Source organism: Arthrobacter humicola (genome assembly GCF_022803015.1).
In the GTDB taxonomy this organism is placed as follows: domain Bacteria; phylum Actinomycetota; class Actinomycetes; order Actinomycetales; family Micrococcaceae; genus Arthrobacter; species Arthrobacter humicola_A.
Window position 1 is genome coordinate 482,296 of record NZ_JAFKON010000001.1, and the last position, 22,479, is coordinate 504,774.

Annotated in this window: 22 protein-coding genes; 13 read left to right on the top strand and 9 right to left on the bottom strand. The window is 66.9% G+C overall.

Translation table 11 applies throughout. From position 1 onward, the window contains the following. Positions 1-27: 27 nt before the first annotated feature. Together rpsT and ARTB_RS02135 are read right to left on the bottom strand one after the other, a co-directional pair. Positions 28-288 carry a 30S ribosomal protein S20 gene (rpsT, locus tag ARTB_RS02130; protein WP_018773112.1) on the bottom strand — a complete coding sequence of 87 codons (261 nt, stop codon included), beginning with the start codon at positions 286-288 and terminating at the stop codon, positions 28-30. A 203-nt stretch (positions 289-491) separates the two neighbouring features. Next, positions 492-1,097 carry a type II toxin-antitoxin system PemK/MazF family toxin gene (locus tag ARTB_RS02135; RefSeq protein ID WP_243177397.1) on the bottom strand — a complete coding sequence of 202 codons (606 nt, stop codon included), beginning with the start codon at positions 1,095-1,097 and terminating at the stop codon, positions 492-494. Between the two features lie 359 nt (positions 1,098-1,456). On the opposite strand from ARTB_RS02135, the gene lepA reads away from it, so the two are divergent. Both lepA and hemW read left to right on the top strand, forming a co-directional pair. Beyond that, a complete protein-coding gene (gene lepA / locus ARTB_RS02140; RefSeq protein ID WP_026266375.1) occupies positions 1,457-3,310 on the top strand; it encodes a translation elongation factor 4 in 1,854 nt (617 codons plus the stop codon). Between the two features lie 45 nt (positions 3,311-3,355). Continuing rightward, complete coding sequence (gene hemW, locus ARTB_RS02145; RefSeq protein ID WP_243177398.1) at positions 3,356-4,594, top strand: radical SAM family heme chaperone HemW; 1,239 nt, start codon at positions 3,356-3,358, stop codon at positions 4,592-4,594. A gap of 125 nt (positions 4,595-4,719) precedes the next feature. Here hemW and ARTB_RS02150 read toward each other — a convergent pair whose 3' ends face one another. Both ARTB_RS02150 and ARTB_RS02155 read right to left on the bottom strand, forming a co-directional pair. Then, positions 4,720-5,139 carry a DUF4870 domain-containing protein gene (locus ARTB_RS02150; RefSeq protein ID WP_026537291.1) on the bottom strand — a complete coding sequence of 140 codons (420 nt, stop codon included), beginning with the start codon at positions 5,137-5,139 and terminating at the stop codon, positions 4,720-4,722. A 143-nt stretch (positions 5,140-5,282) separates the two neighbouring features. Beyond that, positions 5,283-6,134: a DUF3097 domain-containing protein gene (locus ARTB_RS02155; protein WP_028276698.1), complete on the bottom strand. Its 852-nt coding sequence runs from the start codon at positions 6,132-6,134 to the stop codon at positions 5,283-5,285. Between the two features lie 318 nt (positions 6,135-6,452). Here ARTB_RS02155 and hrcA point away from each other — a divergent pair, with 318 nt between their 5' ends. The 3 genes from hrcA (at position 6,453) to ARTB_RS02170 (ending at position 9,466) form a co-directional block, all read left to right on the top strand. Beyond that, positions 6,453-7,466 (top strand): heat-inducible transcriptional repressor HrcA, encoded by a 1,014-nt coding sequence (gene hrcA / locus ARTB_RS02160; protein WP_243177399.1) that lies wholly within the window; start codon positions 6,453-6,455, stop codon positions 7,464-7,466. 78 nt (positions 7,467-7,544) lie between these two features. Beyond that, entirely contained in the window at positions 7,545-8,675 is a 1,131-nt protein-coding gene (gene dnaJ, locus ARTB_RS02165) for a molecular chaperone DnaJ (protein ID WP_243177400.1), read from the top strand. A gap of 2 nt (positions 8,676-8,677) precedes the next feature. Next, on the top strand, positions 8,678-9,466 hold the full coding sequence (locus ARTB_RS02170) for a 16S rRNA (uracil(1498)-N(3))-methyltransferase (RefSeq protein WP_243177401.1): 789 nt from the start codon (positions 8,678-8,680) through the stop codon (positions 9,464-9,466). A 50-nt stretch (positions 9,467-9,516) separates the two neighbouring features. Here ARTB_RS02170 and ARTB_RS02175 read toward each other — a convergent pair whose 3' ends face one another. After that, positions 9,517-10,398, bottom strand: coding sequence for a GerMN domain-containing protein (locus tag ARTB_RS02175; RefSeq protein ID WP_243177402.1), 882 nt, complete (start codon positions 10,396-10,398; stop codon positions 9,517-9,519). 626 nt (positions 10,399-11,024) lie between these two features. Between ARTB_RS02175 and ARTB_RS02180 the strand changes: the two genes are divergently transcribed. Both ARTB_RS02180 and ARTB_RS02185 read left to right on the top strand, forming a co-directional pair. Further along, complete coding sequence (locus ARTB_RS02180; protein WP_439954073.1) at positions 11,025-12,098, top strand: DNA polymerase IV; 1,074 nt, start codon at positions 11,025-11,027, stop codon at positions 12,096-12,098. A 182-nt stretch (positions 12,099-12,280) separates the two neighbouring features. Then, the gene (locus ARTB_RS02185; RefSeq protein ID WP_243177403.1) at positions 12,281-13,327 is read left to right on the top strand and encodes an NAD-dependent epimerase/dehydratase family protein; all 1,047 of its coding nucleotides are present in this window, start codon (positions 12,281-12,283) and stop codon (positions 13,325-13,327) included. Here ARTB_RS02185 and ARTB_RS02190 read toward each other — a convergent pair. Then, positions 13,322-13,972, bottom strand: coding sequence for a class I SAM-dependent DNA methyltransferase (locus ARTB_RS02190; RefSeq protein ID WP_243177404.1), 651 nt, complete (start codon positions 13,970-13,972; stop codon positions 13,322-13,324). The two genes, ARTB_RS02185 and ARTB_RS02190, sit on opposite strands and share 6 nt — an antisense overlap. Positions 13,973-14,161: 189 nt before the next feature. Here ARTB_RS02190 and ARTB_RS02195 point away from each other — a divergent pair, with 189 nt between their 5' ends. The 6 genes from ARTB_RS02195 (at position 14,162) to ARTB_RS02220 (ending at position 20,498) form a co-directional block, all read left to right on the top strand. Continuing rightward, entirely contained in the window at positions 14,162-14,677 is a 516-nt protein-coding gene (locus tag ARTB_RS02195) for a flavin reductase family protein (protein WP_243177405.1), read from the top strand. Positions 14,678-14,970: 293 nt separating this feature from the next. Further along, a complete protein-coding gene (locus tag ARTB_RS02200) occupies positions 14,971-16,059 on the top strand; it encodes a PhoH family protein (protein ID WP_243177406.1) in 1,089 nt (362 codons plus the stop codon). Next, positions 16,056-16,529: an rRNA maturation RNase YbeY gene (ybeY, locus tag ARTB_RS02205; protein ID WP_028276709.1), complete on the top strand. Its 474-nt coding sequence runs from the start codon at positions 16,056-16,058 to the stop codon at positions 16,527-16,529. Before ARTB_RS02200 ends, ybeY begins: the two co-directional genes overlap by 4 nt. After that, positions 16,526-17,857, top strand: a complete 1,332-nt coding sequence (locus tag ARTB_RS02210) for a hemolysin family protein (RefSeq protein WP_243177407.1) — start codon at positions 16,526-16,528, stop codon at positions 17,855-17,857. Before ybeY ends, ARTB_RS02210 begins: the two co-directional genes overlap by 4 nt. Beyond that, entirely contained in the window at positions 17,841-18,800 is a 960-nt protein-coding gene (era, locus tag ARTB_RS02215; protein ID WP_028276711.1) for a GTPase Era, read from the top strand. The genes ARTB_RS02210 and era overlap by 17 nt, the downstream gene beginning before the upstream one ends. Before the next feature lie 132 nt (positions 18,801-18,932). Beyond that, on the top strand, positions 18,933-20,498 hold the full coding sequence (locus tag ARTB_RS02220) for an LCP family protein (protein WP_243177408.1): 1,566 nt from the start codon (positions 18,933-18,935) through the stop codon (positions 20,496-20,498). A 127-nt stretch (positions 20,499-20,625) separates the two neighbouring features. Here the strand turns inward: ARTB_RS02220 and ARTB_RS02225 are convergent, their stop codons facing one another. From ARTB_RS02225 to ARTB_RS02235, 3 genes are all read right to left on the bottom strand, one after another. Then, complete coding sequence (locus tag ARTB_RS02225) at positions 20,626-21,207, bottom strand: dihydrofolate reductase family protein (protein WP_243177983.1); 582 nt, start codon at positions 21,205-21,207, stop codon at positions 20,626-20,628. A 157-nt stretch (positions 21,208-21,364) separates the two neighbouring features. Next, entirely contained in the window at positions 21,365-22,132 is a 768-nt protein-coding gene (locus tag ARTB_RS02230; protein ID WP_243177409.1) for a cation diffusion facilitator family transporter, read from the bottom strand. After that, a complete protein-coding gene (locus tag ARTB_RS02235) occupies positions 22,132-22,458 on the bottom strand; it encodes an ArsR/SmtB family transcription factor (RefSeq protein ID WP_028276714.1) in 327 nt (108 codons plus the stop codon). Before ARTB_RS02235 ends, ARTB_RS02230 begins: the two co-directional genes overlap by 1 nt. Positions 22,459-22,479: the final 21 nt, after the last annotated feature.

The window sequence follows — 22,479 nt, forward strand, 5'->3', positions numbered from 1 at the left end:
ATCATCAGTTCAAGTGAACTGGAAACCTTAGAGCGCGTTGACCTTCTTGGAGATGGCCGACTTGCGGTTTGCAGCGTTGTTCTTGTGGAGAACACCCTTGCTGACGGCCTTGTCCAGCTTGCGGCTGGCAGAAAGCAGTGCAACAGCCGCAGCATCCTTGTCGGTGGACTCAACGGCGGTGTTGACGGCGCGGATGGCCGTCTTCAGCTCGGACTTGACTGCGTTGTTGCGCAGGCGAGCCTTTTCGTTGGTCAGGATGCGCTTCTTCTGGGACTTGATATTAGCCACGTGTGAACTCTCTTTTTCAATGCGGAAAATGGTCTAGAGGGCTTTCAGATTGGCCATTGACTGAGCGGCGTGGGGATACCTATGGCGACCAACCATCTGTGGCCGTCGACCTGCACGGACACACAGCTGTAAATAATAGCAGAGATCAACGTGCAGGCACGAGTGCGGGTGGCGATCCGCCGCCGCGCACGGCGTCCGCCGGGTCAGCTCCAGCCGTGCCGCTGCCGCAGCGCGGCCGCGATGTCGTTGAAGCGGCCTGCGTCCAGGATCGCTCCTTCGCGCCGGATGTCCTTCGCGTTGATCTGCAGAACCCGGTCCAGCTTCGCTTCGCTGGGCCGCCACTGGCGGTCCCAGGGTCCCGTGCCGATGTCCACGTAGTCATCCGACCGGCGGGAGTCGCCGTCGTGGTCCTTGCTCGTCAGCATCAGGCCCAACAAATACCGGCCGCTGGTGCCCACCAGCAGCACCGGACGGTCCTTGCCCTGGGAGTAGTCCTCTTCGTAGGGCACCCAGGTCCAGACGATCTCGCCGGGCTCGGGCAGGCCGTTGGGTGCGGGGGCATAGCGGACGGCAGCCCGCCCCCGGAAGTCGCCGGGATATGTCCCGGTCAGTCCGGCGGCGGGGGTGCCGCCTGTGGAGCGGGCCGGGGTGCCGGGACGCGTCTGGCGCGGCCGCCGCGTCGCCGCAGGCTTTCGGGCGGGTTTTGCCGCCGGCCCACGGGTGGTTCCCGGTGCGGAGCCGCCAAGTTTATCCAGGAAGCGCAGGGCGTCGCGGACCGCGCCGCTGATCGATCGTAAATTCCAAGCCATGGGGAAACCATACCGGCAACCCCGCAGAGAAGGCGGCGGGGAAAGGGAGTGGAAGAGGTGGAACAGAGGGTGGCCGACAGTCGGCTGGCGGCGAGGCGGGGGCGGTCCCAGGCACGGCGCTGCGCGCAGTCAGATCCGGGGGCCAGCCGCAGCCGAATCGAGGCCAGATCGGTGGGCGGAATCCCGCCGAGAGTCCACCGGACCCGGGGCAGCGCGCAACGCAACGCAGGGATGCACTGCCACTGGCCCGGACGTGGGAGACTATAGGGACAGAAATGCGCCACGTCGCAGGATGGCATACGAGCATCCGCACCGAGCCGTGGAAAAGCCAACAGTAATGCCAACAGTAAGGACCCTGCGTGTCTCCCATGGCCCGCACCGCCCCGGTGCCCGCCGCAACAGATCCGGCCATCATCCGGAACTTCTGCATCATTGCGCACATTGACCACGGCAAATCCACACTGGCCGACCGGATGCTCCAGTTCACCGGTGTTGTCCAGTCCCGTGACATGAAGGCCCAGTACCTGGACCGCATGGACATTGAGCGCGAACGCGGCATCACCATCAAATCCCAGGCCGTCCGCATGCCCTGGGAACTCGACGGCACCAGCTACGCGCTGAACATGATCGACACCCCCGGGCACGTCGACTTCACGTACGAGGTCTCCCGCTCGCTCGCGGCCTGCGAAGGCGCGATCCTGCTGGTGGACGCGGCCCAGGGCATCGAGGCCCAGACCCTCGCCAACCTCTACCTGGCGATGGAAAACAACCTCACCATCATTCCGGTCCTGAACAAGATCGACCTCCCGGCAGCCCAGCCGGAGAAATACGCGGCGGAACTCGCCAACCTGATCGGCGGCGACCCCGACGACGTGCTCCGCGTCTCCGGCAAGACCGGCATGGGCGTCGAGGTCCTGCTGGACAAGATCGTCCGCGACCTGCCGGCACCGGTGGGCGACCCGAACGCCCCCGCCCGGGCCATGATCTTCGACTCGGTCTACGACACCTACCGCGGTGTGGTCACCTACGTCCGCGTCGTCGACGGCATGCTGCACCCGCGTGAACGCATCCAGATGATGTCCACCCGTGCCACGCACGAGCTCCTTGAGATTGGTGTGAGCTCCCCGGAACCCACCCCCTCCAAGGGCCTTGGCGTTGGCGAGGTCGGCTACCTCATCACCGGTGTGAAGGACGTCCGCCTGTCCAAGGTGGGCGACACCGTCACCAACCTGGCCAAGCCGGCCACGGAGTCCCTCCCCGGCTACGCGGACGCCAAGCCGATGGTCTTCTCCGGCCTGTATCCGCTCGACGGCACGGACTATCCGGTGCTCCGCGATGCGCTGGAGAAGCTGATGCTCAACGACGCCGCACTGGTGTACGAGCCCGAAACGTCCGCCGCGCTGGGCTTCGGCTTCCGCGTGGGATTCCTGGGCCTGCTGCACCTGGAAATCACCCGCGAGCGGCTCGAACGCGAATACAACCTGGACCTCATTTCCACCGCGCCCAACGTCGAATACGAGGTCACGCTGGAGGACAAGAAGGTCGTCCACGTCACCAACCCCAGCGAATACCCCACCGGCAAGATCGCTGAGGTCCGTGAGCCGATGGTGTCCGCCACCATCCTTGCGCCAAACGAGTTTGTCGGCGCCATCATGGAGCTGTGCCAGAGCCGGCGCGGCGTCATGGGCGGCATGGACTACCTCTCCGAGGACCGGGTGGAAATCCGCTACCGCCTGCCGCTGGCCGAAATCGTCTTCGATTTCTTCGACATCCTCAAATCCAAGACCCGCGGCTACGGGTCACTGGACTGGAAGGCCGACGGCGAGCAGGTGGCCGACCTGGTCAAGGTGGACATCATGCTCCAGGGCGAACAGGTTGATGCGTTCTCCGCCATCACCCACCGCGACAAGGCCTACGCCTACGGCGTGATGATGACCGGCAAGCTGCGCGAACTCATCCCGCGCCAGCAGTTCGAGGTGCCCATCCAGGCCGCCATCGGCTCCAGGATCATCGCCCGCGAAAGCATCCGCGCCATCCGCAAGGACGTCCTTGCCAAGTGCTACGGCGGTGACATCACCCGAAAGCGCAAGCTGCTGGAAAAGCAGAAGGAAGGCAAGAAGCGCATGAAGATGGTGGGCCGCGTCGAGGTGCCGCAGGAGGCTTTCATCGCCGCGCTGACAACGGACGAGTCCAAGGACAAGGCCAAGAAGTAACGGTGCAGGTAATGACTGTTGCTGCAGTATCGGCAGGCCGGGCCCGTGCCTAGCGTTCTTCCCCTCGGCGATCCGGCGCCGGCGGACGGGCTGCTGCCCGCCCAGGCGGGCGAGGGCGCCGATCAGCGCGCTTTTGGGCTGTACGTGCACATCCCGTTCTGCGCGGTCCGCTGCGGGTACTGCGATTTCAACACCTACACCGCCACCGAGCTGGGCGGCGGGGCCTCCCAGGACGCCTACGCCGCCACCGCGATCGCGGAAGTGGAGTTCGCCGCCGCGGCCCTGAAGGGCAGCGGCCTGCCCGACCGTCCCCTCAGCACGGTCTTCTTCGGCGGCGGAACCCCCACGCTGCTGCCGGCGGAGGACCTGGCGCGCATCCTCACCGCCGCGATCGACGCCTGGGGACTGCAGCCCGGCGCCGAGGTGACCACCGAGGCGAACCCCGATTCCGTCACGCCCGCATCCCTGCAGCTGCTGGCCGACGCCGGGTTCACCCGCGTTTCGTTCGGCATGCAGTCGGCCGTGCCGCACGTCCTGAAAGTCCTGGACCGCACCCACACGCCCAGCCGGGTGCCCGAGGTGGTGCAGTGGGCGCGTAATGCCGGGCTCTCGGTCAGCCTCGACCTCATATACGGGACGCCGGGGGAGTCGCTGGAGGACTGGCGCTACTCGCTCGAGACCGCACTGTCCTACGCCCCCGACCACATCAGCGCCTATGCCCTGATCGTTGAAGACGGCACCAAGCTTGCCGTGCAGATCCGCCGTGGCGAAGTGCCGGAAATCGACGACGACGACCACGCCGCCAAGTACGAACTCGCCGACGAACTGATTTCCGCCGCCGGGCTCAACTGGTACGAGGTCAGCAACTGGTCCCGCACCCCCGAACAGGCCTGCCGGCACAACCTCGCCTACTGGCGCGGGGACGACTGGTGGGGCATCGGGCCCGGGGCACACTCGCACGTGGGCGGCGTCCGCTGGTGGAACGTCAAGCACCCCACCGCCTACGCCAACCGCCTCGGCGCCGGCGCTTCACCCGCCGCCGGACGCGAAACGCTGGACTCCGAAACCCGCAACGTGGAACGGGTCATGCTCGAGGCCCGGCTCAATTCCGGACTCGACATCCCAAGCCTCGGCGGCCTGGGGGACACCGGCAGGCACGCTGTCGCAGGGCTGATCGCGGACGGCCTCGTGGACCCCGCGGCGGCTTTCAAAGGCCGGCTCATTCTCACGCTTAAGGGCCGGCTGCTGGCTGACGCCGTCGTCCGCAGGATCCTGCCGGACTAGTCTGCCCGGCAAAGCCTCCACTAGTTGGCTGCCGCATCAGCGGCCACAACACCCTGCCGCACAAAAGAGAGCCGGCCGCTGCCCCTGACGGGCGGCGGCCGGCTCTCTTGCTTGGTCCGGGCCGGCTATTTGATCCAGCGCAGGTTGAACTCGTAACGGTGCGGCTGGCCGCGGTTGACGTGGATGCCGGCCGCCACCGAGAAGCACGTCACGGCGATCCAGATCACCGTGGCGAGCACGGCGAAGAGGTTGCCCACCACCGGGATGAAGACCAGCAGATTGGCCAGCACTGCGGCGAGCGTCGGCGGCAGCGTGAAATTGAGGGCTTCCTTGGATTCCTGTGCCGTGAACGGGCCGCGGTCCTTGAAGATGAGGTAGATCAGCAGCGACGGCACGCAGCCCAGGATGCCGCCAAAGTGCGCGAGCGTGGCCCACTGGCGGTCCTCGCTGGCCGTCAGCGGCAGCGCGTTTGCCGGAACGCCATGGTACGGGGGCTGGCCATGGCCAGCCTGATTGCCCGTGTGTTCGCGTGCGTTATCTGCCACGGTGTAGCCCTTCGGATTGCGGTGATGCGTTGCTGCCTGGGTTGTGCCTGAAATAGCCGGGACCGCACTAGAAGCGCGGCCGCCGTTTCAAGAATACTTGCTCGGGCCCGGAAATGGAGATCAGGGGCGGCCGCCGCGGCGGACTAGGGCACGGTGAGGAAGTCAATGACCTCTTCCACGCGGCCGAGCAACGACGCCTCCAGATCAGCGTAGCTGCGGACAGCCCCCAGAAGTTTCTGCCAGCCGAGGCCGATGTCCTCCTTTGTGGAGTGGGGCCAGCCGAAAGCCATCAGGATCCCGGTCTTCCAGTCCGTGCCGCGGGGGATCACGGGCCACTGCTCGATCCCCAGGACCGCGGGCCGGATGGCCTGCCACACGTCCACGTAAGGGTGCCCCACAATCAGGACGTTGCCGGCGGCGCCCGGTGAGGCCATGACGGCGTCGGCGATCCGCGACTCCTTGGAGTCGGCCACGAGGTGGTCTACCAGCACGCCGAGGCGCCGGCCAGGGCCCGGGCCGAAGTCCGCCACGGCGGCCGCGAGGTCGTCAATGCCGTGCAGGGGCTCGACGACAATGCCCTCCACCCGGAGGTCATCGCCCCACACTTTCTCCACCAGCTCGGCGTCGTGCTTTCCTTCCACCCAGATGCGGCTGGCCTTGGCCACCTGTGCGCGCTGCCCCGCCACCCGCACCGAGCCCGACGCCGTACGGCCGGCCCCGGCGGCCGGTGCCGTCTTCTTCGGGGCCGGCGGCATCAGGCGGATGGGCTGGCCGTCCAAGAGGAAGCCGAAGCCGAGGCGGAAGGACCGCGACTTGCCCCGCCGGTCCTCCAGCGCCACCACGTGCATGCCGCCGGACTTCTCCACCCGGGTGACGGCGCCCACCCAACCGGACTGGACCTCCTCGAGGACCATCCCGCGTTCCACCGGGACTTCCGGCAACTGGGTCTTGGCGGGGGCGGACAGGTCCTGGGGTCCCCAGTTCTGGTACGACATCTCTACACGCTAACTTTGCACTCGGAATGTACGGGCGGTCGGTGGAACTCTCCGGGGGCCGGAACCGGACCGCGACGACGCGGCAACGGCAGCGGCTGCCACGGTCTCGGCGCCGGCGTGACGGGAATCGCGTTCCCGCGGGCCACGCCTGGAGCGAATCCAATGCTAACAACGCGGCGACTCATATTAGACTGGTTAGCACTTAGGCATGTCGAGTGCTAACCCTTGTCCTGTGGCGGGCCGTCCGTGCACCATTTGTGGACCCGGACGGGCGAGGGGAGTGGCACCGGCTGCGGGACAGTCGACAGGAGGTGGAGCGTGAGCGAACCGCGCAAACTCGAAGTGCTGCGCGCCATCGTGGAGGACTACGTCCATTCGCGTGAGCCCGTTGGTTCCAAAGCGCTCGTTGAACGGCACCATCTCGGCGTCTCGAGCGCCACGATCCGAAATGACATGGCGGCGCTGGAAGACGAGGGCCTGATCACGGCACCGCACACGAGCGCCGGCCGGATCCCCACCGACAAGGGCTACCGGCTGTTCGTCGACCAGATCTCAGCGGTGAAGCCGTTGTCGCCGGCCGAGCGCCGGGCCATCCAGGCGCTGCTGGAAGGATCCGAGGACCTCGACGACATCCTTGACCGGACCGTGAGGCTCCTCTCGCACCTGACCAACCAGGTCGCCGTCGTGCAGTATCCGCTGCGCAGCCGCGCCCGGGTGCGGCACATCGAGTTCGTGCTGCTGGCGCCCCGGAAAGTGCTGGCGGTCCTGATCGCGGACACCGGCAAAGTGGAGCAGCGCGTGATCGACGTCGGGCAGGACATTCCCGACGACGCGCTGGCGGAATTGCGGACCAGCTTTCTGGCCAGCCTGTCCGGTACACCGCTGAGCCTGATGCCGCAGCTGCTGCCCGCCGTCGTTGCCGACGGCCCGCCCGCGCGGCGCGGAGCAGCCCAGGCGCTGGCCCGCGGCCTTGAGGCCCTGGCCACGAGCAGCCGTGAAGAGCGCATGGTCATGGCCGGCACCGCCAACCTGGCCCGCTCCAATGTGGACTTCCCGCTCAGCATCGGCCCCGTGCTGGAGGCCCTCGAGGAACAGGTGGTCATGCTCCGCCTGCTCAGCGAAATGGCCGAAGACCCGCGCGGTGTGACCGTCAGCATCGGCCGGGAAAACCCCTACGACGGTCTCGCCGAGGCCTCGGTCGTGGCCACCGCCTACGGGCCGGACGCCACGGCCAAGGTCGGCGTGCTTGGGCCCACCCGGATGGACTATCCCACCACCATGGCCGCCGTCCGAGCGGTGGCCCGCTACCTTTCGAGGATCCTGGGCCCCTGACAGGCCCGGGACCGAATACGACTTCTTGCCCCACAGGCAGTGCCCCACAGGCAGTACAACAAGGAAGAGATACACACTTTGAGCAGCCACTACGACGTTCTTGGAGTCTCCCGCGACGCATCGGGGGAGGAGATCAAGAAGGCCTACCGGAAACTGGCCCGGACCCTGCACCCGGACGTGAACCCCGGGGAGGACGCCTCGGACAGGTTCAAGGCCGTCACGCACGCCTACGAGGTCCTCTCCGATCCGCAGAAGCGCCGGGTCTATGACACCACGGGCAACGAGAACGGTACCGACAACGGGTTCGGCGGCGGCAGCTACTCGGGCCAGGGCTTCGCCTTCCAGGACATCTTCGAGACCTTCTTCGGCGCCGGTGGCGGCCAGGGCGGCCCGTCGTCCCGGGTCCGCCGCGGCCAGGACGCGCTGATCAGCGTCCGGATCGACCTCCGCGATGCGGTGTTCGGCGTGAACAAAAAGCTCGAGGTCGACACGGCCGTCATCTGCCCCACCTGCGAGGGGTCCTGCTGCCGGGAAGGCACCCACCCGGTCCGCTGCGACATCTGTGGCGGCAGCGGTCAGGTCCAGCGCGCCGTGCGGTCCATCCTGGGCCAGGTCATGACGTCCGCCCCCTGCGGGTCTTGCGAGGGCTTCGGCACCGTCATCAAGGACCCGTGCAACGAATGCAGCGGCCAGGGCCGGATCCGCAGCCGCCGCTCCCTCACCGTCAAGGTCCCGGCCGGCGTGGCCACCGGCACCCGCATCCAGCTGTCCGGCCAGGGCGAGGCAGGCCCCGCCGGCGGCCCCGCCGGGGACCTGTACGTGGAGATCCGGGTCAACAACGACGCCACTTACGTGCGCGAGGGCGATGACCTCCACGCGAGCCTCAACATTCCCATGACGGCGGCCGCGCTCGGCACCGAAATATCCCTCGACACCTTCGACGGACAGCAGGAGATCGATGTCAAGGCCGGCACCCAGTCCGGCGAGATCATCACCCTTCGCGGTCTCGGCGTCACGCACCTGCGCGGCCACGGCCGCGGTGATCTGAAGGTGCACCTGCAGGTGGAAACACCGGTCAAGCTCGATCACGTCCAGGAAGAACTTCTCCGTCAGCTGGCCAAGCACCGCGGCGAGCACCTCACGGAAGGAAAGCTCGCGGCCAGCGGCGGCGTCTTCGCCAAACTGCGGGACCGGCTCGGTAACCTGTAGCGGTGAGCAACCCGGTCTTCTTCACCGCCCCAGGCACCCTGGACCAGCAGGTCCCCGGCTCGGCCTTCGTCCTCGGGGGCACCGAGGCCCGCCACGCCGTCACAGTCAAACGGATCGGCGTCGGCGAAGCCGTCGACATCGCGGACGGCGCCGGCAAGCGCCTGACCGGCACCGTGACAGCCGTCGCTGCCGGGGAGCTGACCGTCGAATGCGTGGGCCTGGCTGAGGAACTACGGCCCGGAACACGGCTGGTCCTGGTCCAGGCCCTTGCCAAGGGCGACCGCGATGAACTGGCGGCCGAGACCGCGACCGAGTTGGGCATCGACGCCGTCATTCCCTGGCAGGCCGAGCGGTCCATTGTGCGGTGGAAGGCGGAGCGGGCCGCGAAGGCGCATGCCAAGTGGCAGTCGGTGGTGACAGCAGCTGCCAAGCAGGCGCGCCGGGCGTGGATTCCCGAGGTCCGGGCCGCCGTCGACGGCGCCGGGCTGCAGACGGCGGTAGCGGCGGCAGACCTCGCCGTTATCCTGCATGAAGACGCCGTGCGCCCGCTGCGGCAGGTACTCGAGGCCTGGCTGGAAAGTGTTGGTCCCGGCGAGGTTGTGGCAGACGCTGCCGGATCCCGTGAGGTCCTGCTGATCGTGGGTCCGGAAGGCGGCATCAGCCCGCGGGAGGTGACCCGGCTTTGCGACGCCGGCGCAGTTACGGCCCTTTTGGGGCACCATGTGCTGCGTTCGTCCACGGCCGGGCCCGCCGCCACCGTGCTGGCCAGCGACATCCTCGGCCGCTGGTGACCTGCGGCAGCCGTCGCCGCAGGTGACGTGATGCCTTGTTGAGGTGACGGCTATTTGACCGTAAACCCGCGGGTGTCCTGGAATACTTCCTTGGCGCTGTCGGATGCGTCCACCTGGGACACCCGGACCTCGTAATTGCCCGGGCCGAGGTTCACGGACAAGGTGAACAGCCCGGGCCGGGCTGCATCGGCGGAGGCCGTCGCGCTGCCGTTGAGATACGCGGTCTTGGCGTTGTCGCCGTCGCCGTCAACCTTGAGGATCGCCCAGCGGAGCTTCCCGCCCTGGACGGTGCTGCGGCCACTGATCTTGACCGAACCGTCGGCCACGGACGTGCCCTCCTGCGGATCAATGATCCACACTGGTGCCACCATCCCGGCGCTGCGGGACGTCGGCTCGCCCAGGCGGACATGGTTGAAGGCGACGTAGTCGGTGTGACCGTCCACCAGCACAACCACCTGGACCTGCTGTCCGGCATCGATGAGGCCGGCGCTGGCCGCGGCAGCTGTCGCCGTGTAGACGAGCTGCTGGATGGCGCGCTCGGCCATGGCCGCATCCACGTTGCTGTTGAAGGCATCAGCGGAGACATCCACCGTGATGACGTTCTTGCCGGAAATCGACGTCGCCAGCTTCTTCGGATTTTGCCAGGGCGTGAAAAAATCCGGGTCCAAGGGCTTCTGCGACATCATGACCCGCAGGGCGCGGGTGACGGGATTGTCCTGATCCGGAACGTCGCGGAACTCGCGGTAGAGAAATGCGTTGTCATTGGCCCGGCCGATCCAATACACCGGAGCCTTGTTCGACGTCTGGGCAGTCTCGAGCGGTGCGCTCGTGGTGGGGGCGCCCGACGCCGGGGCGGGAATTAGCTCAGATGGGCTGCTGGAATTTGTGATGCCGCTCTGCGGCGTCGCCACACAGCCGGACAGGACGAGCACGGCAGGCAGCGCCAACGCCAGCGCGACGCGGCGGACGCGCCCCGCCGATGGCTGCTGAACTCCACGCTTCCTGATGCCGCTGTCCCTTCGTCTTACGCCCCGCGTTCCGCGGTGATGATCCGTTTGTAGCCGTAGCCGGCCGCTGACGGCCGCCCGATCGCTCACCGGCCGGAGGCCGGTCCGGCGATCCCGGGACAGCCGGATTCCAGCATGGCACACGGGCGCGGCGCGGCAGCCGGGTTTGGGCCCTGGCGCCGGAACTGCAACGGGAACGATATGAGGCCGATACAAAGTTGATACCTAATGGCGTCCGCTTGTGGTTCCTTGCACTGACGTGGTCCGGGCGAGGGGACGCAGCACCAGGCGTATCAGTCCATGGGCCTGCCCATCGCGGAGGCGGGGTCGTTTCCCCGCCGTTGCGGGGAGGTCTGCGTAGGGCGTCAGGGCCAGGAGTTCGACGCTTTCCAGATCGTCGGCCTTTGCGCCCAACGTTGTCCGCACCCGGTCTCCAAACATTTCGGTACGCAGCAGCGCCGGGCACGGGAGGGCACGTTGACGACGGCGAGTCCGGCCAGGCTTGGTGGAGAGCCGATGCCTGCAAGGGATGTTTAGGGCACACTGGTGCCGTGAGCGGAATCCCTTGGGTGCTGCACGTCGATCTCGACCAGTTCATCGCGGCGGTCGAAGTGCTCCGGCGGCCGGAGCTTGCTGGCAAGCCGATCATTGTCGGCGGTCGGGGCGACCCCACGGAACGCGCCGTGGTGTCGACGGCGTCCTACGAAGCGAGGGCGTTTGGCGTGGGTTCCGGAATGCCCTTACGCATTGCCGCCCGGAAAGTGCCCGACGCTGTGATCCTGCCCGTCGATCAGGAGGCTTACCTCGCGGCGTCTGAAACGGTCATGGCTACCCTGCGCGCGCAGCCCGGCGCCACCGTGCAAGTGCTGGGGTGGGATGAAGCTTTCGTAGGCACCGAGACAGAGAATCCGGAAGCCTACGCCCGGCAGGTGCAGGCCGCTGTCCTGGAGCGAACGCAGCTGCACTGCAGCGTGGGGATCGGCGACACCCTGGTACGAGCCAAGGTCGCCACCGGTTTCGGCAAGCCGGCCGGCGTCTTCCGTCTCACTGCCGCGAACTGGCTCGACGTCATGGGCAGTCGGCCCACCAAGGAGCTCTGGGGCGTCGGAACCAAGGTGTCGGGCAGGTTGGCCAAACTCGGCATCAACACAGTGGCCGAGTTAGCCGCGTCCGACCCCCAGGACCTGGTCCCGGAGTTCGGCCCCAGGATGGGACCTTGGTACGCGGAGCTCGGACGCGGGGACGGCGCCAGCGTTGTGGACGACACCCCGTGGGTTGCCCGCGGGCATAGCCGGGAGACCACCTTCCAGCGCGACCTGACCGAGCCCGCCCAGGTCGACGACGCCGTGAGGGAGTTGACAGCGCGCGTCCTGGAGGACGTTGTGGCCGAAGGTCGCCCCGTGATTGGGCTGACGCTCAAGGTCCGGTACGCGCCGTTCGTCACCAAGACCCACGCGAGGAAGCTTCCCGAGACATTCGACCGGGACGAAATCCTCGCGCAGGCGTTGGACCTCGCAGCCGGAATCGAAGCAGACCGTCCGATCCGGCTCCTAGGCCTGCGGGCCGAAATGGCAATGCCCGACGATGCCCGAAAGGGACATACGCCGACGCGCGGCGGCTGGTGACGGCGTCGCCTCCCTACCGGGCGTGGCCTTCTGCGGGCCGGCCCTAGTGGGAGGAACTACCTGAAATACGGATGGTCCGCTCCGATATTTAGCCGGGCAGGTGCCACGCTGAACGTCGACTGAGGAAGTACCCTACTTTGGCGGTGCGCCCGCAAAAGTACCCGTCCGTTAGAGTCGGACAAATGAAACGGGCTGTGATCCTTGGAGGCACTGGCGTTCTCGGCCGCGCGATTGCGTGGCGGCTGATCCGTGCCGGCTGGGCCGTGGACATGACGGGCCGGGACCGGACCAAGATGCCGGCTGACCTGGCCGCCGCCGGTGCCCGATTTATCGCCGCCGAACGTCGTGACGACGCCGCACTGGCCGGGGTGATGGACGGTGGTGCCGATCTCCTCGTGGACGCGGTGTGCTACACCGACGCCGACGCCCGGCAACTCCTGCCGCACCTGGCCGCGGTGACCTCGGCCGTCATGCTCTCGAGCAAGGCTGTGTACGTTGACGCCGCAGGCAACCACGTCAATTCCGATGTACCGCCCCGCTTTGATGCGCCGATCCTCGAGAACAGTCCGACCATGCGGCCGGGAACCGGGGACTACCAATCCCGGGAAGGCTATGGCGCCAACAAGGTGGCTGCAGAGAACACCCTCCTGGGCAGCGGCCATCCCGTGACGGTGATCCGGGCATCGAAGGTACATGGTGAGGGCGCGGCCCTGCCCCGGGAATGGATGTTCGTCAAACGGGTCCTCGACCGGCGCCCGGCCGTGTTCCTGGCCCATGCGGGGCAGGGCGCGGACCACACGACGGCAGCGGTGAACACGGCGGCCCTCGTGGAACGGGTTGCCGCCGTGCCCGCGGCACGGATCCTCAACAGCGCCGATCCAGATGCGCCGAATGCCCGGCAGATCGCCGCAGCAATTGCCCGCTACCTGGGCCACCACTGGGAAGAGGTGCTTCTGGATGACAGCGCACCCGCGGGCCTCGGTGACCATCCGTGGGATTTCCGGCCTCCGCTGGTACTGAGCACCAAGGCCTCCCTTGACCTCGCCTATGAACCTGTGGGGACATACGCTCAGACCATCCCGCTTCAGGTGGACTGGCTGGTGAAGGCGGCAGCGGCCGGAGCCATGCCGGGAACCGGCGATCCGTCCCTCAAGCACTATCTCGACTACTCCCGTGAAGAGCAGTTCACCGCTGGTTCGGCCCTGCGAACACGCCAACGTCCCCTATGAAGGACTAAGTGTTGAAGCCACGAAGGGTTTGTCGACGAGGATGGCGGCCTGTGGATGTTTTTCCTTGGCCCTCGGTGAACGCACCAGCTGCGCGCGCATCACAAAGCCCAGTTCGGTGAACCGGAGCGCCACCTCCTCGGGTGCGTGCAGTTCCGCCCGGAGCTCGACGTCGTGTCCGTAAGCACGGTCAATCGTGCGGTGGCCGCTGCCGGCGTGGAAGGCGACGAGCGCCGAACCGCCAGGGCGGAGCGCCCTCCAGAACTCGCGAGCAATCGCCGGCAGCGCCGTCGGGGGAGAGTGGATGATCGAATACCAGGCGAGGACACCGTCCGCAGCTGCGTCCGCCTGGGGCAGGTCCGTCAGCTCTCCCAGCTCGAACAACAGCCCGGGCTGCAGTTGTTGCGCGATCCGGACCATTTCGGGCGACAGGTCGACACCGCTGACGTTCAGCCCCGCCTGGCCGAGATAACTGCTCATTCGTCCGGCACCGCATCCGACGTCGATCACCGTCCGGTCCGCCGTCCCGCGCATGTGGGCGATGAAGTGGTCCACCATGGCCATATCCAGCGGGGCCTCGAAGCTGGTATCCGGGATCACCGCTGAATAGGTCTCGGCGACTGTGTCGTACGCGGATCTGACGTCCATCAAATTTTCCTGGTTTGCCATCAACCGAGCCTAACGGCCATGGCCGGCGAACTCCCGGTGCCGAATTCTTACGTCATGCAACGGGTCCGTGACGCGTTGTGTCGTTGCGCGACTGTGCGTTGCAGCCGGGCTTGGGAACCCGAGCCTGCAGTGGTTGATTGGGGTTACCAGCGCTCGAAAGGACCCGCCATGACGGAACATTCTGACCTCAGCCCGAAGGCACTCCGCCACATTCTCGGGCACTTCGCCACCGGCCTGACGGTGATCACCGCAGCAACCCGGCACGGGCCGGCCGGTTTCACCTGCCAGTCCTTCGCCTCCCTGTCCCTGGAGCCGGCACTGGTCACTTTCAGCCCCGCACGGACATCGAGCACCTGGCCGCTGCTGCGTGCGGCGGGACGGTTTACCGTGAACATCCTGGCCGCAGAGCACCAGCATCTGGCCGGGCAGTTCGCGCGCTCGGGGACGGACAAGTTCGCCGGCGTCGGCCATTCTCCCTCGCCGCTGGGCAACCCCGTCCTGGATAACGCCCTGGCCTGGGTGGATTGCGAACTCCACCAGGAGTACGACGGCGGCGACCACACGATCGTCGTCGGCGCCGTCCGCGCCCTGGGCGCCCGCCCCGACGCTGAGCCCCTGCTCTTTTACAAGGGACGCTACGCGGGCGTCGGGTCCCGCGCCGGCGCGCTCGAGAGCGCGGCCTGACCGTGTCGGAACCGGAACGGGAACCGAAGCCGGAGCGGGAGCCGGGACCCCGCAAAGCGGAACAGCCGTGCCCGGCAACAGGCGCCCACTGGCTGGAGGGGTGGGTCGTCTTCGGAAACGCCTACCCGTAACGGACGGCGCCGGATCCCCTCCGGCGTCGGCCGCGCCGCGCTGGCGTAAGATGGAAGCACCCGTAGACCCTGGCCGCGGGCGGTGCGAACCGCCGTCGGTACGGATCACGGCGACAGACCATATTCATACTGGAGGGGACCAGAGGCCCGCGGGCCAACACCATGACTGAAGCAGCGAACGGCAAGGGCCGGTTCAGCGCCCGAGAACGCACCGCAGGGGAATTTCCCCACTCCCTACCAGGGCTGCGGACGGAGGTGGTCTTGTTCGACGACTCAGAGCAGATGGTCCAGTCGCTGGGCAGCCATGACGAAGCCCTAAGGTTTATCGAAAACCAGTTCCCCGCCGTCGATTTCCATGTCCGGGGGAACGAGCTCGCGATCAGCGGTCCTGCCGCCGACGTGCCGCGCATCATGCGCCTGCTCAACGAGGTGCGCGGGCTGGTGGCCCGAGGCACCGTCATCACTCCGGCCGTGCTGCAGCAGCTCGTCTCCCTGCTGCGCAGCCAGTCGCTGCAGAACCCCGTGGAAGTGCTGACCACCAACATCCTCTCCACCCGCGGGAAGACCATCCGGCCCAAGACGCTGAACCAGAAGAACTATGTGGACGCGATCGACGCCAACACCGTGATCTTCGGGATCGGTCCGGCCGGTACCGGCAAGACCTACCTGGCAATGGCCAAGGCCGTCCAGGCCCTGCAGCAAAAGGAAGTCAGCCGCATCATCCTGACCCGTCCTGCCGTCGAGGCGGGGGAGCGGCTCGGCTTCCTGCCAGGCACCCTGAGCGACAAGATCGACCCCTACCTGCGGCCCCTGTACGACGCCCTGCACGACATGATGGACCCCGAATCCATTCCCCGACTCATGGCCGCCGGTACCATCGAAGTCGCCCCGCTGGCCTACATGCGAGGCCGCACGCTTAACGATGCCTTCATCATCCTCGACGAGGCGCAGAACACCACGCCGGAACAGATGAAGATGTTCCTGACCCGTCTGGGCTTCGGCTCCAAGATGGTGGTCACCGGCGACATCACCCAGGTGGACCTGCCCTTCGGCACCCGCTCCGGGCTCAGGATTGTCGAGGAGATCCTGCAGGGGATCGAGGACGTCAACTTCTCGATCCTGGACGCCTCCGACGTCGTCCGGCACCGCCTGGTGGGGGATATCGTCAACGCCTACAGCATCTGGGACGAAGTCCAAAGGAACCGGGTCAAGCACTCCGTTGCCCGGGAAACGCGGGGAGAACACGCATGAGCATTGAGGTCAACAACGAATCCGGCGTCGTCGTCGACGAGGCCGGGCTCGTGGCGCTGTCGCGTTTCATCTTCGAAAGCCTTTACATCCACCCGCAGGCGGAGCTGTCCATCCTGCTCGTGGACGAACCGGCCATGGAAAAGCTGCACCTCGAACTGATGGACGAGCCAGGCTCCACCGACGTCCTCTCCGTCCCCATGGACGAGCTGACCCCGGGCACGCCGGACAAGCCGACGCCGCAGGGCATGCTCGGCGACATCGCCATCTGCCCCCAGGTGGCCGAGGTCCAGGCCCGCAACGCCGGCCACTCCACCCAGGACGAGATGCTGCTGCTGACCACGCACGGCATCCTGCACCTGCTGGGCTATGACCACGCCGAGCCGGAAGAGAAGGAAGAGATGTTCGGGCTGCAGCGCGAACTCCTGACCGCCTTCACCGGCAAAGCGGCCCCGTCCGAGACGGTTCAGTGACCCCACTGATCCTCGCCGGCATGGCGCTGGTGTTCCTTAGCTTTGCCGCAGTGCTGACCGCTGCCGAGTACGCGTTCAACTTCCTGCCCCGGCACGACGCTGAGCAGGCGGTCCTGAACAGCAGGGGCACCTCGCTCAAACGCATCCTGGCCCAGCCCGTGGGGCACATGCGCGCCCTGCGGTTCTGGCGGGTCTGGTTCGAGATGGCCGCCGCCGTCGCCGTGACCGTGCTCCTTTACAGCATGCTGGACAACGTCTGGCTGGCCGGGCTGGCGGCCACCGGCATCATGGCGCTGGTCGGCTTCGTGATCGTGGGGGTGTCCCCGCGGCAGCTCGGCCGGGTCCACTCCGCCGCCCTGGTCCGGTTCAGCGCCCCGCTGGTCCGGTCCCTGTACGCCGTGCTCGGCCCGATTCCGGGCTGGCTGGTGCGGCTCGGCAGCGTCGTAGCTCCCGGCGCGCCGGCCGACAGCGAGGCGTTCTTCAGCGAGGAAGAATTCCGCGAACTCGTGGACCGGGCCACCGAGTCCGACGTAATCGAGGACAACGAGGCCGAACTGATCCAGTCGGTCTTCGACTTCGGGGACACCCTGGTCCGCTCCGTCATGGTGCCCAGGACCGACATCCTCACGATCGACTCCGGATCCAGCCTGCACCGGGCGATGTCGCTGTTCCTGCGCTCCGGGTACTCGCGGATCCCGGTCATCGGCGAAAACACGGACCAGATCCTGGGCATTGTGTACCTGAAGGACGTTGCCGCCTCGCTCCACAACCTCGGCCCGGACGAGGAACCCCCGGTCGTGGACGAGGTGGCCCGCGAGGTCCGCTACGTGCCGGACTCGAAGCTCGTCAGCGACCTGCTCCGTGAACTCCAGAAGGAATCCACACACGTCGCGATCGTCATCGACGAATACGGCGGAACGGCGGGGCTGGTCACGCTCGAGGACCTCATCGAGGAGATCGTCGGCGAAATCGTGGACGAATACGACACCGAAAGCGCCGAGGCCGTGGCCCTGGGGGACGGAAGCTACCGGGTCAGCGCCCGCATGAGCATCGATGACCTCGGCGAACTCTTCGACCTAGAGCTCGACGACGACGAAGTAGACACCGTGGGCGGCCTGCTCGCCAAGGCCCTCGGGCGGGTGCCGATTGTCGGCAGCACCGTCCAGGTCCACGGACTGTCCCTCCGCGCCGACAGGCTGGAGGGCCGGCGGAACCGCGTCAGCCACATCATTGCGGCCGCCGTAGCAAAAGAACAAACTGACCTTGAAGACCTTCTCGACGAGGCCGCACCAATCCAACAGGGAGTCTCACGTGAGCAAGCAGAATAAGTCCGACGGCGACGCAGCCTACGGCGGCTACCGCGCCGGTTTCTCGGTGCTGGTCGGACGGCCCAATGCGGGCAAGTCCACCCTCACCAACGCCCTGGTCGGCCAAAAAGTCGCGATCACCTCGGCCAAGCCCCAGACCACGCGCCACACAATCCGTGGCATCGTGCACCGGGACGACGCCCAGTTGATCCTCGTTGACACCCCGGGCCTGCACCGCCCGCGCACGCTGCTGGGGAAGCGGCTGAACGAACTGGTCGCCGATACCCTCGCCGAGGTCGACGCGATCGGCTTCTGCCTGCCGGCCAACGAGAAAATCGGCCCGGGAGACAAGTTCATTGCCGCCCAGCTCGCCGCCATCCCCAACAAGCCCATCATCGCGATCGTGACCAAGGCCGACACCGTCGACCGCCAGGCCCTCACCGAGCAGCTGCTCGCCGTCGCCGCCCTGGGCCGAGAGGTCCTCGGCGAGGACGGCTGGAAGGACATCGTCCCGGTCTCCGCCACGGACGGCTTCCAGGTCGACACCCTTGCCGACGTCCTGATCGGTCACATGCCGGCGTCGCCGCCGCTGTACCCGGACGGTCACCTGACGGACGAACCGGAAGCGGTGATGATCGCCGAACTCATCCGGGAAGCAGCCCTCGAAGGCGTCCGCGACGAATTGCCGCACTCCCTGGCCGTCGTCGTCGATGAAATCGTTCCGCGGGAAGGCCGGCCCGAGGACCGCCCGTTCCTGGACGTCCGCGTCAACCTGTACGTCGAGCGGCCCTCCCAGAAGGCCATCATCATCGGCAAGGGCGGTGCCCGGCTCCGCGAGGTCGGCACCAACGCGCGCAAGGCGATCGAGGCGCTGCTCGGTGCCCGGATCTACCTTGACCTGCACGTCAAGGTCGCCAAGGACTGGCAGCGCGACCCGAAGCAGCTCGTCAAACTGGGCTTCTGAGACGCGCTGTTCTTAGGCCGCTATTGTGTCCGTTGGCCCTTCCCGCCGCTCCCAAGAGAGGGCCATCGGCGTTTTCTCAGATTCGGACTCTAAAATGGGCTGACTCCCCGTTCGTTTAGGAAGGCTCAACAAGTGGTTCGACCCCGTGACAACCGTGCCGACGGATCCGCCCCGCCGGCCCGGTCAACAGCCGCTGCCCGGCACACGGCCGATCCCGCCGTTGGTCCGGCCCGCCACCTCGGCTCCGCCCGCCGGACCCCCGCCTGGCTGAAAGTCTTCACGGGCGTGGTGGCCGTGCTCTTGGTCGGCGTGATCGCCTTTGGCGCCTACTGGACCATCCGGCTTCAGGGCAACCTCACCAAGGCCCCACTCAGCGCCGGCAGCATCAAGACCGAGGGTGCAGTGAACGATTCGACGGACCGGATGCAGATCCTGATCCTCGGCTCGGACACGCGCGACGGGAAGAACTCGCAGTACGGCACCAGCGATGACGCGACCGGCTATGGGCACTCGGATGTGATGATGCTGATGGACATCTCCGCGGACAACAAGCGGGTCAACGTCGTCAGCTTCCCCCGCGACCTGCTGGTCGACATCCCCAAGTGCAAGGATCCGAAAACCAACAAAGAGTACCCGGCCCAGACCGGCGTCATGATCAACTCGGCGATGTCCGAGGCCGGCATCGGCTGCGCCGTGGACACCGTCAACAAGCTCACTGGCCTGGAGATCGACCACTTCATGATGGCCGACTTCAACGCCGTCAAGGAACTCTCCAACGCCGTGGGCGGCGTGTCAGTGTGTGTCAGCGACGCCGTGTATGACCCCGACTCGAAGCTGCGCCTGCCCAAGGGCACCTCCACCGTCCAGGGCGAGCAGGCCTTGTCGTTCGTGCGCACCCGGCACGCCTTCGGCGACGGCGGCGACCTCGGCCGGATCAAGGCCCAGCAGGGCTTCCTGTCCGCGCTGACCCGGAAAATCAAGGACGACGGCACCCTGACCAACCCGGCCCGGATGCTCGGCATCGCGGATGCGATCACCAAGAACCTGACCATCGACGACGGCCTGGCCTCTGTGCCGACGCTGCTGACCGTGGGCAACCGGCTCAAGAACATCGACGTCGGCAAGGTAGCCTTCGTGGCCACGCCGACAGTCCCGGCCGAAACGGACATCAACCGGCTGCAGCTGGCCGAGCCCGCGGCATCCCAGCTGTTCGCCGCCATGCGCAACGACGTGGACCTGACGGATCCGACCGCGAAGCCGAGCGCTTCCCCGAGTGCCAGCGCCACGCCGACGCCCAGCCCCACCACCCCGGCCTATGACAAGACGCAGCAGCCCGTGACCGTGGCCAACGGCTCGGGTGTTCCGGCCCGGACCCAGGGGATCATGCAGGCCATCAAGGGCGCCGGTTTCACCCAGGTGGGCCAGTTGACTGCTCCGCCTGTCGCCGCGACGGCGGTCTACTACGGTGCGGACTACGCTGACGTGGCCGGGGACGTCGCGGCCCTGCTCGGTGTGGCGCCGGACCGGGTGCTCCCGGCCGCCGGAGTCGCCGGCGTCCAGGTCTACCTGGGCAGTGACTTCGCCAACGGGACGCCGACCGCCGCCGCCGCTGCCCCGCAGCTGCCCAAGGACATCGTCAACCAGACAGCCGGCGACACCGTGTGCCAGCAGGCCAACCCGGCACTGATCACCCGCTGACCCGGCAACCAGGAAGGCCCCCGTTCAGATTTTACTGAACGGGGGCCTTCTTTTTGTCATGGGTGCTGGACGGCGGCCTTTGGAGGCTCTTCCACGTCCTGCGGCGTCGTGGAACACGGTGTCGACCTCAACGGCGCACCCGATAGCGCACGTGAAGCACGCGGTTGCCCTGAATCACCACGTCAGGATCCTCCAACAGGTGCTGGGCGTGGACCGACCCGAAGTAGCGCTTGCCGGACCCGAACACGACAGGTACGACGTCCATGCGCACCTCGTCGACCAGGCCCGCGGCAAGCATCTGGCCACCGACGTCACCAGCTGCGACCTCGACGATGCGGTCACCCGCAAGCTCCTGCGCCTTGGCCATGGCTGCCTCGACACCGTCGACGAAGTGAAACGGCGCCTCCGAGTCCCAGCCCTCGGGCTGCGGCCGGTGCGTCACGACGACCACGTGGTCGATCCCGCTCGGAGGTTTCCCGTCCCAGCCGTCCGTCAGGTCGAAGACGTGGCGGCCGACGAGTGTCGCCCCGATTTGGTCCCAGTACGGCCGGGTGTAGTCATAGGACGTCTGCGACACCCTCACCTCGCCGCTCTCGTCCAAGGGGACATCACCGTTGGACAACCAGTCGAACACCGGTCCGGGCTGGTCATTCTCGTCCGCGACGAAGCCGTCCACCGACACCGAGCCGTACATGACCACCTTGCCCACGGGGCTCTCCTCTGCTTTGGGGTGCCCCCACATTAGCGTGTCGTGCGCTGTCGCTCTAGTAAGAAATCAATCGGCCGGCAGCGCTGATGAACTCCTTGAACCCTGTGCCGGATGAGTGCTGCTGACGCCGGGCTTAGGTAACCGGAAGCACTACCGACTACTCATGCTGCCCATCGGCGGCGGCCTGTCCCACCCCCACCTCAGGTAGGACGAGCGCCTTTGGAGGTGTTGAATCGGCACCGCATCCGTCACAGCAGGCCGGCTCTGTGGCCGTCGGAAGACTGTCTGCCGCCGTGTGGGGGACCGTGCAGCAGATGTCGCCGCGCCAGGCGTTGATGCCCTCCCGGAGGGCGATCGCGGCGATGACCAGCGCCGCGCCGGCATCGGCCCACCACCAGCCAAGGGTGCTGTTCAGCACCAAACCCGCGAGCAGGACTGCCGACAGATACGTGCAGAGCAGGGTCTGTTTGGAGTCAGCGACCGCCGTGCGTGATCCGAGCTCCCGGCCGGCCCGGCGCTGGAGCCAGGACAGGACCGGCATGATCACCAAACTCAGTGCGGCAATCACGATGCCCGGGGTCGAGTGCTGTGCCTCGCCGGCGCCGAGAAGTGACCGGACCGCCTCGGCGGAGACAAAGGCTGCCAGCGCGAAGAATGAGACGGCGATAATCCGCAAGGTGAGGTATTCACGCCGCTCAGGGTCCTTGCTGGAAAACTGCCACGACAGCGCCAGCGCCGACCCGACCTCAATGATGGAATCCAAGCCAAAGCCGAGGAGCGCCGACGAGTCGGCCGCACCCCCGGCCCACAAAGCCACAACGGCCTCGATGAGGTTATAGCTGATGGTGGCCGCCGCGAACAAGCGGATCCGGCGGCTGAGGACGGCGCGGCGGCCCGGGCTCGGCGACATTAGGACGGAAGTCATCACAGCGTGCACGTCCCGTCGGGTGCGCAGCAGGCCGGGTCCACCGCCAGCACGACGCCCAGAAGATCCTTGAGGGCATGGCCGAGGCGCTGATCGGCGAGCTCATAGCGGGTCCTTCGCCCCTCCGGCACGGCAACGACCAGCCCGCATCCCCGCAGGCACGTCAGGTGGTTCGACATGCTCTGCCGGGATACGCCGAGGGAATCCGCCAGCTCAGACGGATAGGACGGCGCTGCCGTGAGGGCAAGCAGGATTTCTGCCCGTGTCGGGTCTGACACGGCATAACCGAACCGTGCCAGCACCGGGGCATGCGTAAGAGTCTCCACAAATCGAAAGTACAGCTGTCG